Source organism: Herbidospora daliensis, assembly GCF_001570585.1.
In the GTDB taxonomy this organism is placed as follows: Bacteria; Actinomycetota; Actinomycetes; order Streptosporangiales; family Streptosporangiaceae; genus Herbidospora; species Herbidospora daliensis.
In genome coordinates, this window is the sequence record NZ_BBXF01000001.1 from 1,248,329 (window position 1) to 1,262,778 (window position 14,450).

Consider the following 14,450-nt stretch of genomic DNA (forward strand, 5'->3'; position numbering starts at 1 on the left):
ACCGTGATCGAGTTCCATCTGGACGGCAGGTCGGGCGTCTCGTCCTACCTGCAGCTCGTCCACCAGGTCAGACAGGCCATGCGGCTCGGCCTGCTGCGAGAAGGCGACCAGCTGCCGACCGTCAAAGAGGTCGTCGCCCAGCTCGCCATCAACCCGAACACCGTCCTGAAGGCCTACCGCGAGCTCGAACACCAGGAGCTCGCGGCGGCCCGGCCGGGGGTGGGCACGTTCGTCACGCGCACCCTCACCGACGCCTCCAGCCGGGCCGCCCAGGCGCCGCTCCGGCAGGACCTGCGGCGCTGGCTCGCCAAGGCCCGTAAGGCGGGGCTCGACGACGAGTCGATCGAGGCCCTGTTCATGACGACGTTCCGTGCGGCGGGCCAGGAGGACATCGCGTGACCCCCGTCTTACAGGCCCAGCAGCTGGGCAAACGTTACGGGCGTCGCTGGGCCCTGCGCGACTGCACCCTGGAGATCCCGAAGGGCCACGTCACCGGCCTGGTCGGGCCCAACGGGGCGGGCAAGACGACCCTGCTGAAGCTGGCCAGCGGGCAGCTCACCCCCTCGGAGGGCGAGCTGCGCGTCCTCGGCGAGGAGCCGGGCACCAGCCCCCAGGTCGGCTTCGTCGCCCAGGACACCCCCGTCTACGCAGGGCTCACGATCGCCGACCACCTCACGCTCGGGGCCCGGCTCAACTCGACCTGGGACGCCCGGCTGGCCGCCGACCGCATCGCCCGGCTGGAGCTCGACCCGAAGCGGAAGGCCAGGAAGCTGTCGGGCGGCGAACGGGCCCAGCTGGCCCTTACGCTGGGCCTGGCCAAGCGGCCCGAGCTGCTGATCCTCGACGAGCCGGTGGCCTCGCTCGACCCGCTGGCGCGCCGCGAGTTCCTCCAGGGGCTCATGGAGGCGACGGCGGCCGACGAGTTCGGCGTCGTCCTGTCGTCGCACCTGATCGCCGACCTCGAACGGGTCTGCGACTTCCTCATCGTGCTCGTCGACTCGCGGGTGCGGGTGGCGGGCGAGGTGGACGCGCTCCTCGGCAGCCACCACCGCCTGACCGGGCCGCGCCGCGACCCCGACCGGCTGCCCTCGGACCAGTACGTCGTCTCGGCCCGGCACACCGACCGGCAGAGCACCTACGTCATCCGGACCGACGAGCCGATCCTCGACCCGGCCTGGGTCGTCACCCCGCTCACCCTGGAGGACCTCGTGCTCGCGTACATGGAACGGCGGCCGGCCGCCGGCCGCCGGGCCGGATTGGAGGTGCTGCGGTGATCTGGCTGACCTGGCGGCAGTTCCGCAGCTCGGCCGTGCTGACGGCGGCGCTGCTCGCCGTGTGCGCCGCGGTGCTGGCGCTGACCGGGCCCGACCTGGCCGACCGCTACGCGCAGGGGGTCGCGGCGTGTGTGGCCGACGACACCTGCGACCGGTTCTTCGACCGCTTCTTCGGCGAACACCAGCTCCTCTTCGTGCTGGTCGGCTTCGTGCTGCTGGCGCTGCCGGCGTTGATCGGGCTGTTCTGGGGCGCGCCGCTGATCACCCGGGAGCTGGAGGCGGGCACCCACCTGCTGGTCTGGAACCAGGGTGTCAGCCGGGCGCGCTGGCTGGCCGTCAAGCTGGGCTTCATCGGGCTGGTCGCGGTGGCCATGGCGTGCGTCGCGGGGCTGGTCGTCACCTGGTGGTCGCGCCCGCTCGACAGTTCGGCCATGCCGGAGCTCGCGCAGATGACGCCGGTGGTGTTCGGCGCGCGCGGCGTGGCGCCGATGGGGTATGCCGCGTTCGCGTTCGTGCTGGGGGTGACCGTCGGCATGCTGGTGCGGCGCACGCTGACCGCCATGGCGCTCACCCTGGTCGTCTTCGTGGCCGTGCAGGTGGCGATGCCGACGCTGGTCAGGCCCCATTTCATGACGCCGGTCACGGCGACCCACGAACTGGGCCGCGTCAACGTGGGCGGGCTGCACGTCCAGCAGGGCGGCGGCGAGGTCCGCATCGCCGTCCAGCCGGCGGTGCCCGGCGCGGCCGGCGCGTGGGTGCTCTCGTCGGTGCTGCTCGACCCGTCGGGGAGGGTGATCGCGGGCGACGGCCAGGACGCGCCGGTCGCGGCGTCGGGCACGTCGGGGCCGTGTTCGCCGCAGGGCGGCGGCGCGGCTCTCGACGCCTGCTGGGCCGAGATCAACGCCCTGGGCTACCGGCAGCGGGCGCTCTACCACCCGATCGAGCGGTTCTGGCCGTTCCAGTGGATCGAGACCGGCATCTACGCCGGGCTCACCCTCGGTCTGACCTGGTTCTCCTTCTGGCTGCTCCGGAGACGGCTGTCATGACCAGGGCCGTGGCGGCGGGGCTGCTGCTCCTGCTCGCGGTCGCCTGTACGACCCCCGACCCGCCCCGGATCGAGGCGGGCGCCCCGGAGGACACCGCCTGCGGGGAGCCCCAGGGCCCGCCGCGCGAGCGCACCCCCGCCACGATCGACGTCGTCGAGCAGGCCTACTTCTGCATCCTGGCGAACTACTGGCGGGCCCCCGCCATGGACTCGCGCGACCTGCTCGTCGCCGGGTTCGCCGCGCTGACCCGCGCGCTGCCCGGGGCCTCGACGGACCTGCCGGCGCTGACCGGCGACCGGCGGGCCGACTGGGCGGCGTTCGAGGCGGCGTACCGGAAGGTCACCGACCGGGCCGACCTGGCCGAGGTCACGCTCGACGCCATGGTGGCGGCGCTCGACGACAACCACGCCCACTGGGCGCGCGGCGCGGGCCGCCCGCCCGGCTACTACGACGGCGACGGCTACGGGCTGGGCTTCCAGGTGGACGACGGCGACCCGCTGTTCGTCGCCGAGGTGGAGGGCGGCGCGGCCCGGAAGGCGGGGCTGCGGCCGGGCGACGTCATCGAGAACGTCGACGACGTCGACGTGCTGCGGCCGCGCTTCCCCGACGCCCGGCCGGTCGAGCTGCGCCTGCGGCGCGGCGAGCGCCGCTGGAGCGTCACCCTCACCCCCGGCCTCTATCCGCGTGACCTGGCCACGCTGCAGACGGTCCGGTCCCGGCTGATCGACGACGAGGTGGTCCATGTACGGATGCGCGGCTTCTCCCCCGACTCGGCGAACCGGGTGTTCCGGGCGATCACCCGGCTGCGCGCCGGCCGGGACGTGCGCGGGATCGTGCTCGACCTGCGCGGGAACGGCGGCGGCAGCCCGATCGAGGCGACCCGGCTGGTGAGCGCGTTCGTCCACGGGAAGGTCACCTCCTATCTGTGCACGGCCGGCGGCCGGTGCGAAACGGGCCACACCGACGACACGGTCGAACTGGTCGGCCTGCCCCTCGTGGTGCTCGTCGACCGGGGGTGCGCGTCGGCGTGCGAGCACTTCAGCTCGGCGGTCAAGGACCACGCGGCCGGGCTGCTGGTCGGGGTCCGCACGGCCGGGGTGATCTCCGGCCCGGGGCAGCCGTTCCTGCTCCGCGACAACACCGTCCTGACCTTCCCCACCCGCCGCCATCTCGGCCCCAACCGGGAGATCGTCGACCGGATCGGCGTCGCGCCGCACCACTTCGTCCCGGCGACCCCCGGCGACGCGGCGGCCGGCCGCGACGCCGCGCTCGCCAAGGCCCTGACCCTGCTGGACAGACGATGAGACGAACCCTCGCGGCGCTGCTCCTGCTGACCGCCTGCTCCGCGCCCGCCCCGCCGCGCGCCGCCGCCCCCTCGCCGACGCCGCCGCAACCCGCCACCCTCGCGGCCCCGACCGGGGACCGGCCGGTCGGCACGGCGGTCCTGCACCTGACCGACGGCTCCCGGCCCGACCCGTGGAACCTCGACGCCGAGGCCAGGGAGCTGCGGGTGACCCTGTGGTACCCGAGTGGCGAGGGGGAGGGCGAGCGGGCGGCGTACATGAGCCCCCGGGAGTCGGAACTCACGCTGGCGGGCACCGGCGCGGCCGCGGTCCCGCCCGACATCCTGAGCAGGACGGTCGTGCACGCCACCACGAACGCCCCCGCGACCGGCCGCTTCCCCCTGGTGGTGCTGTCGCCCGGCTTCACCAAACCGGTCAGCAGCCTGACGTCGCTGGCCGAGGACCTGGCCAGCCGGGGCTACGTGGTGGCGGGCGTCGACCACCCCTACGAGAACCACGCCACCACGCTCGCCGACGGCACCGTCGCCGAGTGCCTGGCCTGCGACAGCGACACCGATCCGGGCTTCGGCGCGGGCGTCGTCGGCATCCGCGCGGCCGACGTCTCCTTCGTCCTGGACGAACTCCTGAAGCGGAAACCCGCCCTGATCGACCGCACCCGCATCGCCATGGCCGGCCAGTCGATCGGCGGCGCGAGCGCGCTGGCCGCGATGGCCGCCGACCCGCGCATCGACGCCGGGATCAACCTCGACGGCACCACCTACGCCCGCCTCCCGGGCGGCCTCGACCGCCCCTTCCTGTTCATGGGCACCCCCGAGCACGCCCCGGGCGGCCGCGACGGGTCGTGGGACCGCGACTGGAAACTGCTGACCGGCTGGAGACACTGGATCACGGTGACCGGCGCCGACCACCAGTCGTTCACCGACCTCCCCCAGTTGCAGGGGGCCCTCGGCCTGAAACCGCTCGCGGGGGCGCCGACCGCCGCCCGCCTGGCCGAGATCACCCGCACCTACGTGGCGGCGTTCCTCGACGAGCACCTGAGGTCCCGCCCGCAGTCTCTCTGGAAGGCCCCCATCTCTGGTACGACAAGTGGATGACGCGCAGCCGCAACTACCAGGTCCTCGCCGCCGCCAAGGCCGTCGCCCGCGCGCTCGGCCACGATCCCGCCGACGCGAACCTGCTGGCCCTGGAACTGGCCGCCGAGGGGCGCCTCGACTGGGACAACAGCGAACTCCTGCTGCTGGCCCTGGAACGCCTCGCCGACCTGGTCGGCCCGGCGGGCGCGGCCGAGACCCTCGGCGTGCCGCCCGGACAACTGCGCGACCTGACCACCCGGCCCGGCTTCCCACCCGCCGTGTACGACCTGGCCTCCGGCCCCCTCTGGTCGAGGAAGGACCTCACCGCCTGGCGGCCCGACGGCGCGTAGGCGGTCAGGCCGGAGGCCGCACGTCGTCGTCCCGGTCGGGGAACACCGTGCCCACCGTGTTGTCCGTGACCACCCGCCCGAGCAGGTCGGCCAGCGCCTCGCGCTCCCCCGCGCCGAGGCCGCCCGGCACCCCGGCGACGCGGTCGCACGTCTCGGCGTAGAAGCCCGCCGCGACCTCGGCCCCCTGGTCGGTGAGCGTCACCAGCACCGCCCGCCCGTCGGACGGGTCGGCCTCCCGCCTGACCAGCCCGCGCTGCGAGGTGCGGTCGACGAGCTCGGTCAGGCTCGACCGGGCCAGCCGCAACGTCGCGCCCAGGTCGTTCATCCGGTAGCTGCGGCCCATCAGCACGCACAACAACTGCCCCTGCTGCGGGGTCAGGCCGTGGTCGCGGGCCGACTCGGCGTAGACGGCCGAGATGAGGAACGACGCCCGCACCAGGGCCGCGACGAGCCCGAGACTCTCTTCCCGACTGCCCATGCGGCCAAGTTAGCGCTATCAGCGCCTCACGCGGGCGGTCGCCGGAGCTTCAGGCGGCCCGCCGCAGCGGTTCGGGGCGCGGCGCCCGCGTCATGCGCCACGTCGGCCCGCCGGCTGTGGCGCGGGCCGGCCGGTAGAAGTGGTGCGACCCGCCGAGCTCCTCGCGCTGGCAGGCCCAGCAGCGGCCGTCGTACCAGGCGAACCGGTTCTGCCGCTCGCCGCACTCGACCAGCCAGCACGACCCCACCGGCACGTGCCAGCTCGCGGCGTCGCCGGGACCGGGCGCCTCCAGCACCACCACGTGGACCTGCTCCCACCACCCCGCCCCGCCCGCCACCGCCAGGGTCGCCCGCAGCTCCACCGGCTTGGCCAGCCGCTCCCAGTGGGGGCCCTTCACCTCGGCCCAGGCGTTCAGCGCGGGCAGGTAGAAGTCGGGCACGTAGACGGCCCCGCTCGGCAACCGGAGCGCGAGCGGTTCGTACTGCCAGTAGACGCCCAGGGCGTCGAGGGTGGCCGCCCAGTCGGCCTCCAGCGTCGACCGGAACATGACCCCGTTGTAGACGAGCGGCACCGCGCTGATGTCCATCCCGGCACCCTGCCACCGCCGCCACCGGCCGCGACGGGCCCGCGGCGGCCCTGTGGACAACCGGTGCGTCAGCCGCGGCGGCGGATCAGAGGGGCAGCGCCGACGTCATCTCCGACAACCGCTGCTTGTCGGGTTCGGGATAACGCTCGTCGAGCACCTCGGCCCGGGTGATGCGGTCGACCCGGAACACCCGCACGTCCTCGCGCAACCGGCACCAGGCCACCAGATACCAGAAGCCGCCGCGCCCGCCCAGCATGATGCTGGGTTCGAGGTCGCGGGTGCTGAGCTCGCTCTTGCTGTTCAGGTAGTCGATCCGGAGCACGCGGCGGCCCGTGAGCGCCCGGTCGATGGCCCGTTTGACCTCTTCCGCCCCGTCGATGAGGTAGCCGCCCGGGTCGAGCCGGATCGGCACGCCCTCGCCCTGGAGCCGGGCGATGTCGCGGATCACGGTCCGTTTGCTCACCCCGAGCCGGTCGGCGAGGTCCTTGGCCGACAGCTGCCCGTTGCTCCGTAACTCCTCTACCAGCGCACGTCGACGGTCCATGACGCCGACGTTACGTGCGGTGAGCGACAAATCCTGGTATTTCCCACCTAACTCTGCGGCCATACACCCGTATTGACCACTCGTTCCGGTTCCACACCACACAGGGCGGCGCGCTCGCATCCGTACCCGAGCCAATCGAGCTGCCCCGGAGCGTGGGCGTCGCTGTCGATCGCGAACACGCAGCCCATCTCGTAGGCCAGGCGCAGCAGCCGTTTGGGCGGGTCGAGCCGGTCGGGCCGGGAGTTGATCTCGACCGCGACCCCGAACCGGCGGCACGCCTCGAAGACGATCTCGGCGTCGAACCGCGACTCGGCGCGCAGCCCGCCGCGTTTCCCGCCCGCCTTGACGATGCGGCCGGTGCAGTGGCCGAGCACGTCGACATGGGGGTTGGCGACGGCCGCGACCATACGCCGGGTCATGTCGCCGGCGTCCATCTTCAGCGACGAGTGCACCGAGGCGACCACGCAGTCGAGCCGGGCCAGCAGCGCGGGATCCTGGTCGAGCGAGCCGTCGGCCAGGATGTCGACCTCGATGCCGGTCCGGATCTGGAAGGGCGCGAACCGCTCGCGCAGCCCTTCGATGACCTCGATCTGCTCGGTCAGCCGCTCGGCCGACAGGCCGCGCGCCACCGTGAGCCGGGGCGAGTGGTCGGTGATCGTCAGGTAGGAGTGCCCGATGGCCCGCGCCGCCTCGGCCATCTCCTCGATCGGCGACCCGCCGTCGCTCCACGTGGTGTGGCTGTGCAGGTCGCCCTTCAGGGCCCGCCGCAACTCGCCGGCGGCTTCGGGCAGGTCGGTCCCGGACGTCGCCTCCAGGCGGCGCAGGTAGGTGGGTGTCTGACCGGCCAGCGCCTCGGTGACCGCCAGCGCGGTGACCTTGCCGACGCCGGGCAGCTCGGTCAGCGTCCCGGCGAGGGCGCGCTCCTCCAGTTCCTCGCGCGGCAGGGCCTCGACGGTCGCGGCCGCGCCCCGGAAGGCGCGCACCCTATAGGTGGGTTCACCGGCCCGTTCGAGCAGGAACGCGATTTGGCGCAACGCGTCAACAGGCTCCATGCCGAAGACGTTACCAACCGGCCAGAATTGATGTTTGTACCGCTCAAACAGACACCGATAGGCTTGCCCGACCTCAAGGAAGCATGGAGCCTTATGGCCGCCTCACCCCCACCGCCGGGACCGCCCACGTTCCCCATGGCCGGCGGCCCGCCGCCGAAGAAGAACAAGAAGGCCTCCACCGCCGTCAAGCTGGGCGCCATCGGCGTGTTGTCGGTTCTGGTCGTGGGCTTCTGCGCGGCGGTCGACGACGACTACGAGGAGGTCGACGCCGACTGCGTCGACATGAACAACCCTCTGGCCGACGGGTCCTACCCGATCGTCGACGACGACCTGTGCGACGACGACGGCCGGGTCTACCACGGCTCCCACGGCGCCTACGGGTGGTACTACGGCGGGATCCGCGCCGGTTCGCACATCCGCGGCGGCACCACGCTGCGCCCGTCGAACGCGCAGATCTCCACCCGGTCGGGCAAGGTCATCCAGCGGGGCGGCTTCGGCTCGCGCAGCAGCGGCGGCAGCTGACCCGTGCGCAGGGAACGGTCCGCACCCCGGCCCGGCTGGGAGACGACGGTCGAGAGCCACGGCCTGGCCTACCACCGCTCCGCTCACCCGAGCGGGGTCGACCGGCCCTACTGGGACGAGAGCGTCCACTACGTCTTCTCGATGGACGAGGTGCTCGCGCTGGAGACCCAGGTCGAGGAGCTCCACCGCATGTGCCTGGAGGCCGTCGACCACGTCGTGGTCACCGGCCGCTTCCACGACTTCGCCGTGCCGCCCGAGTGGACGCAGGCGATCAAGGACTCCTGGTACCGCCGCGAACCCCACCTGTTCGGCCGCTTCGACCTCCGCTACGACGGCTCCGGCCCGGCGAAGATGCTCGAATACAACGCCGACACCCCGACCAGCCTGCTCGAGAGCTCGGTCGTCCAGTGGTACTGGCTGCAGGACGTCTTCCCCGACGACGACCAGTGGAACTCCATCCACGAACGCCTGGTCGACCGCTGGAAGGCCATCGCCGCGACCCTCCCGACCGGCCCCTCCCACTTCGCCTGGACCAGCCTCGACACCTCCGGCGAGGAGGCGATGACCCTCGGCTACCTGCAGGAGACCGCCTCCCAGGCCGGGCTGGCCACCGTCTCCATCGCGATGGAGGACATCGGCTGGGACGCCCTCAACCACCGGTTCGTCGACGTCGAGGAGCGGGTCATCCGCTCGCTCTGCAAGCTCTACCCGTGGGAGTGGATCGTGCACGAGCCGTTCGGCGCCCACGCGCTGCGGCTGATGCCGTCGATGACCTGGATCGAACCGGCGTGGAAGATGCTGCTGTCGAACAAGGCGCTGCTGGCGGTGCTCTGGGAGCTGTTCCCGGGCCACCCCAACCTGCTGCCCGCCTACCTCGACGGCCCCCGTGACCTGGCAGGATTCATCCGCAAGCCGCTCCTGGGCCGCGAGGGCGCCTCGATGACGATCCTGTCGCCCGACCACTCCCTGGAGACCGGAGGCGCCTATGGCGCCGAAGGGTTCGTCTTCCAGGAGTTCCAGGCCCTGCCCGACTTCGACGGCCAGCGGCCGGTCCTGGGTGCCTGGATGGTGGAGGACGAGTCGGCCGGGCTCGGCATCCGCGAGACCGCCGGCCTGATCACCGACGACACCTCGTCGTTCGTGCCCCACCGAATCAACGGCTGACACCCCCCAATAGGAGCAGGGTCAATGAACACCACCACCACGTTCGGCGAGGTCCTCGGCAACGGCGCCCTGGCGATCGCCGCCTATGCCGTCCTCGGCGTGCTGCTGCTGATCGTCGGTTTCTACGTGATCGACATGGCGACGCCGGGCAAACTCAGCAAGCTGATCCGCGAAGACCGCAACCCCAACGCCACCGCGCTCACCTCGGCGGGCCTGGCAGCCGTCGGCCTCATCGTGGCGGCCTCGATCTTCTCCTCCGGCGGCCGGCTCCAGGAGGGGCTGATCGCCACCGCCGTGTTCGGCGTGCTGGGCATCGCCGTCCAGACGCTCGGCATGTTCGCCTTCGACAAGGTGGCCGGCATCTCCATCAGGGCCCTGGTCGCCGAGCCGACCCTCCAGCCCGCCGCGATCCTGCTGTCGGTCACCCACATCGCGATCGGCCTGATCACCGCCGTCGCGGTGATCTGACCCCGTCCGATTCCTTCAAGACGGTTCGGTACGTCGTCTCGTACCGTCGACCCATGGCTATCCAGTTCAACGTCATCGGCCTGGTCGTCAGCGACATGGGCCGCTCGCTCGCCTTCTACCGCCGCCTCGGCCTGGACATCCCGGCCGAGGCCGACGGCGCGCCCCACGTCGAGGTGACCCTGCCGGGCGGCTTCCGCCTGTGCTGGGACACCGAGGAGACCATCAGGTCGTTCGACCCCCAGTGGACCCCCGGCCCCGGCCGCACCGGCCTGGCCTTCCAGTGCGACAGCCCGGCCGAGGTCGACAAGACCTACGCCGAGATGGCCGAGTTCGGCCACCTCGCGCCCTGGGACGCCTTCTGGGGCCAGCGCTACGCGGTCCTGTCGGACCCCGACGGCATCAGCGTCGACCTGTACGCCCCGCAAGATCAGTCAGCGTGACCCCGGCCAGCGCCTTCACCTCGCGCGCGAGGTGGGCCTGGTCGGCGTAGCCCTCCTCGTGGGCCACCCGGGCGAACGCCTCCCCCCGCCGCGCCTTCTCCAGGGCCCGGTTCATCCGCAGGATGCGGCCCAGCGTCTTGGGCCCGTAGCCGAAGACCCGCAGGCAGAGCCGGTGGAAGCGGCGTTCCCCGAGGCCGAGGAGGTCGGCCGCGGCGGCCACGCCCCGCCCCGCGCCGATGAGCCCGGCGGCGGCGCGCACCACCGGGTCGGGCCGCAGATCGGCCGCCAGGGCCTCGATCCCCCCGCCCGCCGACAACCGGTTCTCCAGCACGCGCACCCGGCGGGCCGGCCAGAGCTCGTCGAGCGCGACCCGGCGGTCGCGCAGCTCCCAGGCCGGCACCCCGAGCAACTCGGGCAGGTCGCCGGGCGCGAACCGCAGGCCGGTGTAGCCGGCCCCCGGGACGACCGGGGTGACGTAGGCGACCGAATCGGGCCCGGCCACGACGAGCCGGCCCGACGTCCAGAGCAGGTCCATGCAGCCGTCGGGCAGGATGCGGCGCTCGCCCTCGCCCGACGCGGGGGGCGTCTGCCAGACGACCGCGCCGGGAATCGCCGACGGCCGTTCCCGGTACACCGTCCCAGCTTGCCACGGCCCTACCGTTGACGAATCCGCGCAGGCGACCTGGCACGCTATAACCGTGAACGACAGGGTGCGTGAAGACACGGCGCGGCGGCTCGACCGCGCGATGGGGAGTCTGGGCACCGCCGCGATGGCCCGCATGGAGGAGCAGCTCGCCTGGTACCGCGCCCTGTCGGCCGAGGACCGTTCCTGGGTCGGCCTGGTCGCGCAGGCCGGGATCGCCGCCTTCGTCGAGTGGTTCGGCCACGCCGGGCAGGGCCGCCCGACCCCGAGCATCGAGTTCTTCGGCACCGCGCCCCGCGAGCTCAAGCGCAGCGTCTCCCTCCAGCAGACCGTCGACCTGGTCCGCATCGTCGTCGAGGTGGTCGAGGCCGAGGTCGAAGAGCTGGCCGCGCCCGGCGGCGAGGAGGTGCTGCGCAACGCGATGTTGCGCTACACCCGCGACGTCGCCTTCGCCGCCGCCCAGGTCTACGCCCGCGAGGCCGAGGCCCGCGGCTCCTGGGACGCCCGGCTGGAGGCCCTGATCGTCGACGCGCTGGTCCGGGGCGAGGTCGACGACGGCCTCCACTCCTGGGCCGCCGCCCTCGGCTGGACCTCCGCCCCCGTGGTCGTCTTCGCCGGGCACGCCCCGGGCGACGACCCCCAGAGCGTCATCGACGGCCTGCGCGACCGGGGCCGGCGGGCCGGCCACGACCTGCTCGCCGGGGTGCAGGGCGACCGGCTGATCGTGATCGTCGGCGGGGCCGACAGCATGAAGGAGGCCGCCCGCCTGGTCGTGCCGAGGTTCGCCGCCGGGCCGATCGTGATCGGCCCCGAGGTGCCCGACCTGCACGCCGCCGCCCGGTCGGCGCGGGCCGCCATCGCCGGGTTGCGGGCCGCCGCCGGGTGGCCCGACGCGCCCCGGCCCGTGCTCGCCGACGACCTGCTCGCCGAACGCGCCCTCGACGGCGACGAGGACGCCCGCGCCGCGCTGGTCGAGAACGTCTTCAAACCGCTTGAGGGCACACCCCTCCTCGACACCCTCGCGACCTACCTCGAACAGGGCACCTCGCTGGAGGCGACGGCCCGGCTGCTGTTCGTCCACCCGAACACGGTGCGTTACCGGCTCCGGAAGATCGCCGAGCTGACGGGGTACACCCCGACGGAGGGGCGGTCCGCATTCACCCTTCAGGTTGGGTTGATACTCGGTCGACTGACCGTAATCTGACCGCCGCAATGTAATTGCGGAGAAACCGGAACTGTAGGGATTCCACAACAGAGGCAGGCAAAAGTTCGTGCGCTTCCCCAGCTCTGTGTCGAAGGGCTACAGGGCAGGGTGGTACCGTGCTCGTCATCGTCGCGCCGGGACAAGGCGCCCAAACTCCAGGGTTCCTGAGTCCGTGGCTGGAGCTCCCCGGATTCCGTGACCGTCTGTCAGCATGGTCGGAGATCGCGAAGCTCGACCTCGTCGCCTACGGCACCACCGCCGAGGCCGAGGAGATCCGCGACACCGCGGTCGCGCAGCCGCTTCTGGTGGCCGCCGCGCTGGCCGCCTTCGAGGAGCTCGGCGTCGCCCCCGACCTGGTCGCCGGCCACAGCGTCGGCGAGTTCGCCGCGGCCGCGCTGGCCGGGGTCATCACCGCCGACCAGGCCGTCTCGCTGGTCGCCGAGCGCGGCCGGGCGATGGCCGAGGCCGCCGCCGTCACCGCGACCGGCATGACCGCGATCCTGGGCGGCGTCGACGTGCTCGACGCCCTCGCCAAGCTCGGTCTGACCCCCGCCAACAACAACGGCGCCGGTCAGATCGTCGCGGGCGGCACCCTGGAGCAGCTGGAGGCCCTCCAGGCCGACCCGCCGCAGCGGGCCCGCCTGCGCGCCCTCGCGGTCGCCGGCGCCTTCCACACCCACCACATGGCCCCGGCCGTCGAGCGGCTGCGCGCCGCCGCGGCCGGCGTCACCCCGGCCGACCCGGCGATCCGGCTGCTGTCCAACGCCGACGGCGCGATCGTCATGTCGGGCCGCGACGCCCTCGACCGCATGGTCGACCAGGTCAGCAACCCGGTGCGCTGGGACCTGTGCATGGAGACCATGGCCGAGGAGACCGGCGAGACGCCCGTCACCATGATCGAGCTGCTGCCCGGCGGCACCCTGACCGGCCTGGCCAAGCGCGGCCTGCCCGGCTCGGTGACCGTCGCGCTCAAGACCCCCGCCGACCTGACCACGGCCCTCGACGCCGCCAAGGAGGCGATCAAGTGAAGCTGCCCGCGGGGGCGCCGGGAGCCAAGGTGCTGGCCTTCGGCCACTACCAGCCGGCGAACGTGGTCACCAACGACGATCTCGCCAAGATGATCGAGACCAACGACGAGTGGATCCAGAGCCGGGTCGGCATCAAGGAGCGCCGGTTCGCCGGTCCCGAGGAGTCCGAGATCGACCTGGCCGTCCAGGCCGGTGGCAAGGCGCTGGCCGCGAGCGGCCTGTCGGCCGCCGACATCGACCTGGTGATCATCGCCACCTGCACCCCCGAGGCGCCGATCCCGAACCTGGCCGGGCGGGTCGCCCACCGGCTCGGCATCGAGGCGCCGGGCGCCTACGACCTCAACGCGGCCTGCGCGGGCTTCTGTTACGCCCTCGCCTCGGCCAGCGACGCGATCCGCGCGGGCTCGGCGAAGAACGTGCTGGTCGTCGGCACCGAGAAGCTCACCCAGTGGGTCGACATCAACGACCGCGCCACCTCGGTGATCTTCGCCGACGGGGCCGGCGCGGCGGTCGTCGTCCCCTCCGAGACCCCGGCCATCGGCCCGGTCGTCTGGGGCAGCGCGGGCGACAAGGCCGACGCCATCATGATCGAGAACCGGTCGTCCTCCCTTCACCAGGAAGGTCAGACGGTGTTCCGCTGGGCCACCACGGCCCTTCACCCGGTGGCCAAGGAGGCTTGCGAGCGTGCGGGCGTGGCTCCCGCCGACCTGGCGGCGTTCGTGCCCCACCAGGCCAACCTGCGCATCATCGAGGCCATCGCGCGCAAGCTCGGCGCCGACAAGGCGGTCGTCGCGCGCGACATCGTGCTGGCCGGCAACACCTCGGCCGCGTCGATCCCGCTCGCGCTGTCCCGCATGATCGAGCAGGGCGAGGTGCCCTCGGGCGGCCTCGCGCTCCTCCTGGGCTTCGGGGCGGGCCTGACCTACGCCTCCCAGGTCATCGAGATCCCTTAAGTCTTGTACGGTCTTCGCCGTACGAAAACCCAGAAACACACTCAAAGGAGAGAAATGGCAGCCACCGAGCAGGAGATCCTGGCAGGCCTCGGCAAGATCGTGAACGAGATCACCGGTATCCCCGCGTCCGAGGTGACTCCGGAGAAGAGCTTCGTCGACGACCTGGACATCGACTCGCTGTCGATGGTCGAGATCGCCGTGGCGGCCCAGGACGAGTTCGGCGCGGAGATCCCCGACGACCAGCTCAAGCACCTGAAGACCGTCAAGGACGTCATCAACTTCATCCAGAACTGAGTACCCGCTCAACCGTTCGACCGTAGA

At 72.5% G+C, this 14,450-nt stretch carries 19 protein-coding genes; 14 read left to right on the plus strand and 5 right to left on the minus strand.

Going from position 1 to position 14,450, the window contains the following annotated elements; translation table 11 throughout:
- Positions 1-3 precede the first annotated feature (3 nt).
- Genes AW274_RS04995 through AW274_RS05020 form a run of 6 tightly spaced genes read left to right on the plus strand, consistent with a single transcriptional unit; the run spans position 4 to position 5,047 of the window.
- A complete protein-coding gene (locus tag AW274_RS04995; RefSeq protein WP_062429765.1) occupies positions 4-399 on the plus strand; it encodes a GntR family transcriptional regulator in 396 nt (131 codons plus the stop codon).
- A complete protein-coding gene (locus AW274_RS05000; RefSeq protein WP_062429768.1) occupies positions 396-1,274 on the plus strand; it encodes an ABC transporter ATP-binding protein in 879 nt (292 codons plus the stop codon). The genes AW274_RS04995 and AW274_RS05000 overlap by 4 nt, the downstream gene beginning before the upstream one ends.
- Positions 1,271-2,320, plus strand: coding sequence for an ABC-2 membrane transporter-related protein (locus tag AW274_RS05005; protein WP_062429770.1), 1,050 nt, complete (start codon positions 1,271-1,273; stop codon positions 2,318-2,320). The genes AW274_RS05000 and AW274_RS05005 overlap by 4 nt, the downstream gene beginning before the upstream one ends.
- Positions 2,317-3,624, plus strand: a complete 1,308-nt coding sequence (locus AW274_RS05010) for a S41 family peptidase (protein WP_062429772.1) — start codon at positions 2,317-2,319, stop codon at positions 3,622-3,624. Before AW274_RS05005 ends, AW274_RS05010 begins: the two co-directional genes overlap by 4 nt.
- Complete coding sequence (locus AW274_RS05015; RefSeq protein WP_062429774.1) at positions 3,621-4,718, plus strand: alpha/beta hydrolase family protein; 1,098 nt, start codon at positions 3,621-3,623, stop codon at positions 4,716-4,718. Before AW274_RS05010 ends, AW274_RS05015 begins: the two co-directional genes overlap by 4 nt.
- Positions 4,715-5,047, plus strand: a complete 333-nt coding sequence (locus tag AW274_RS05020; protein WP_062429776.1) for a hypothetical protein — start codon at positions 4,715-4,717, stop codon at positions 5,045-5,047. Before AW274_RS05015 ends, AW274_RS05020 begins: the two co-directional genes overlap by 4 nt.
- Before the next feature lie 4 nt (positions 5,048-5,051).
- On the opposite strand, the gene AW274_RS05025 is transcribed toward AW274_RS05020, so the two are convergent.
- The 4 genes from AW274_RS05025 to AW274_RS05040 all read right to left on the minus strand — a co-directional run bounded on the left by AW274_RS05025 (position 5,052) and on the right by AW274_RS05040 (position 7,707).
- Positions 5,052-5,525, minus strand: coding sequence for a MarR family winged helix-turn-helix transcriptional regulator (locus AW274_RS05025; protein WP_062429778.1), 474 nt, complete (start codon positions 5,523-5,525; stop codon positions 5,052-5,054).
- A gap of 49 nt (positions 5,526-5,574) precedes the next feature.
- Positions 5,575-6,111 (minus strand): PDDEXK family nuclease, encoded by a 537-nt coding sequence (locus AW274_RS05030; protein ID WP_062429780.1) that lies wholly within the window; start codon positions 6,109-6,111, stop codon positions 5,575-5,577.
- A gap of 85 nt (positions 6,112-6,196) precedes the next feature.
- Positions 6,197-6,655, minus strand: coding sequence for a helix-turn-helix transcriptional regulator (locus AW274_RS05035; RefSeq protein ID WP_062429782.1), 459 nt, complete (start codon positions 6,653-6,655; stop codon positions 6,197-6,199).
- Between the two features lie 47 nt (positions 6,656-6,702).
- The gene (locus AW274_RS05040) at positions 6,703-7,707 is read right to left on the minus strand and encodes a PHP domain-containing protein (protein WP_062429784.1); all 1,005 of its coding nucleotides are present in this window, start codon (positions 7,705-7,707) and stop codon (positions 6,703-6,705) included.
- Positions 7,708-7,800: 93 nt separating this feature from the next.
- Here AW274_RS05040 and AW274_RS05045 point away from each other — a divergent pair, with 93 nt between their 5' ends.
- Genes AW274_RS05045 through AW274_RS05060 form a run of 4 tightly spaced genes read left to right on the plus strand, consistent with a single transcriptional unit; the run spans position 7,801 to position 10,301 of the window.
- On the plus strand, positions 7,801-8,229 hold the full coding sequence (locus AW274_RS05045) for a hypothetical protein (RefSeq protein WP_232319976.1): 429 nt from the start codon (positions 7,801-7,803) through the stop codon (positions 8,227-8,229).
- Positions 8,230-8,232: 3 nt separating this feature from the next.
- Positions 8,233-9,393 carry a glutathionylspermidine synthase family protein gene (locus tag AW274_RS05050; protein ID WP_062429788.1) on the plus strand — a complete coding sequence of 387 codons (1,161 nt, stop codon included), beginning with the start codon at positions 8,233-8,235 and terminating at the stop codon, positions 9,391-9,393.
- A 24-nt stretch (positions 9,394-9,417) separates the two neighbouring features.
- Positions 9,418-9,861, plus strand: coding sequence for a DUF350 domain-containing protein (locus AW274_RS05055; RefSeq protein WP_062429790.1), 444 nt, complete (start codon positions 9,418-9,420; stop codon positions 9,859-9,861).
- Positions 9,862-9,914: 53 nt separating this feature from the next.
- Entirely contained in the window at positions 9,915-10,301 is a 387-nt protein-coding gene (locus AW274_RS05060) for a VOC family protein (RefSeq protein WP_062429792.1), read from the plus strand.
- Here the strand turns inward: AW274_RS05060 and AW274_RS05065 are convergent.
- Positions 10,261-10,935: a helix-turn-helix domain-containing protein gene (locus AW274_RS05065; RefSeq protein ID WP_062429795.1), complete on the minus strand. Its 675-nt coding sequence runs from the start codon at positions 10,933-10,935 to the stop codon at positions 10,261-10,263. The genes AW274_RS05060 and AW274_RS05065 overlap by 41 nt on opposite strands.
- A gap of 112 nt (positions 10,936-11,047) precedes the next feature.
- Between AW274_RS05065 and AW274_RS05070 the strand changes: the two genes are divergently transcribed.
- The 4 genes from AW274_RS05070 (at position 11,048) to AW274_RS05085 (ending at position 14,423) form a co-directional block, all read left to right on the plus strand.
- Positions 11,048-12,148, plus strand: a complete 1,101-nt coding sequence (locus AW274_RS05070; protein WP_062430138.1) for a PucR family transcriptional regulator — start codon at positions 11,048-11,050, stop codon at positions 12,146-12,148.
- 116 nt (positions 12,149-12,264) lie between these two features.
- Positions 12,265-13,176 (plus strand): ACP S-malonyltransferase, encoded by a 912-nt coding sequence (locus AW274_RS05075; protein WP_062429797.1) that lies wholly within the window; start codon positions 12,265-12,267, stop codon positions 13,174-13,176.
- Positions 13,173-14,129 carry a beta-ketoacyl-ACP synthase III gene (locus tag AW274_RS05080; protein WP_062429799.1) on the plus strand — a complete coding sequence of 319 codons (957 nt, stop codon included), beginning with the start codon at positions 13,173-13,175 and terminating at the stop codon, positions 14,127-14,129. Before AW274_RS05075 ends, AW274_RS05080 begins: the two co-directional genes overlap by 4 nt.
- A 54-nt stretch (positions 14,130-14,183) precedes the next feature.
- Positions 14,184-14,423 (plus strand): acyl carrier protein, encoded by a 240-nt coding sequence (locus AW274_RS05085; RefSeq protein ID WP_062334723.1) that lies wholly within the window; start codon positions 14,184-14,186, stop codon positions 14,421-14,423.
- The last annotated feature ends 27 nt before the right edge of the window (positions 14,424-14,450 follow it).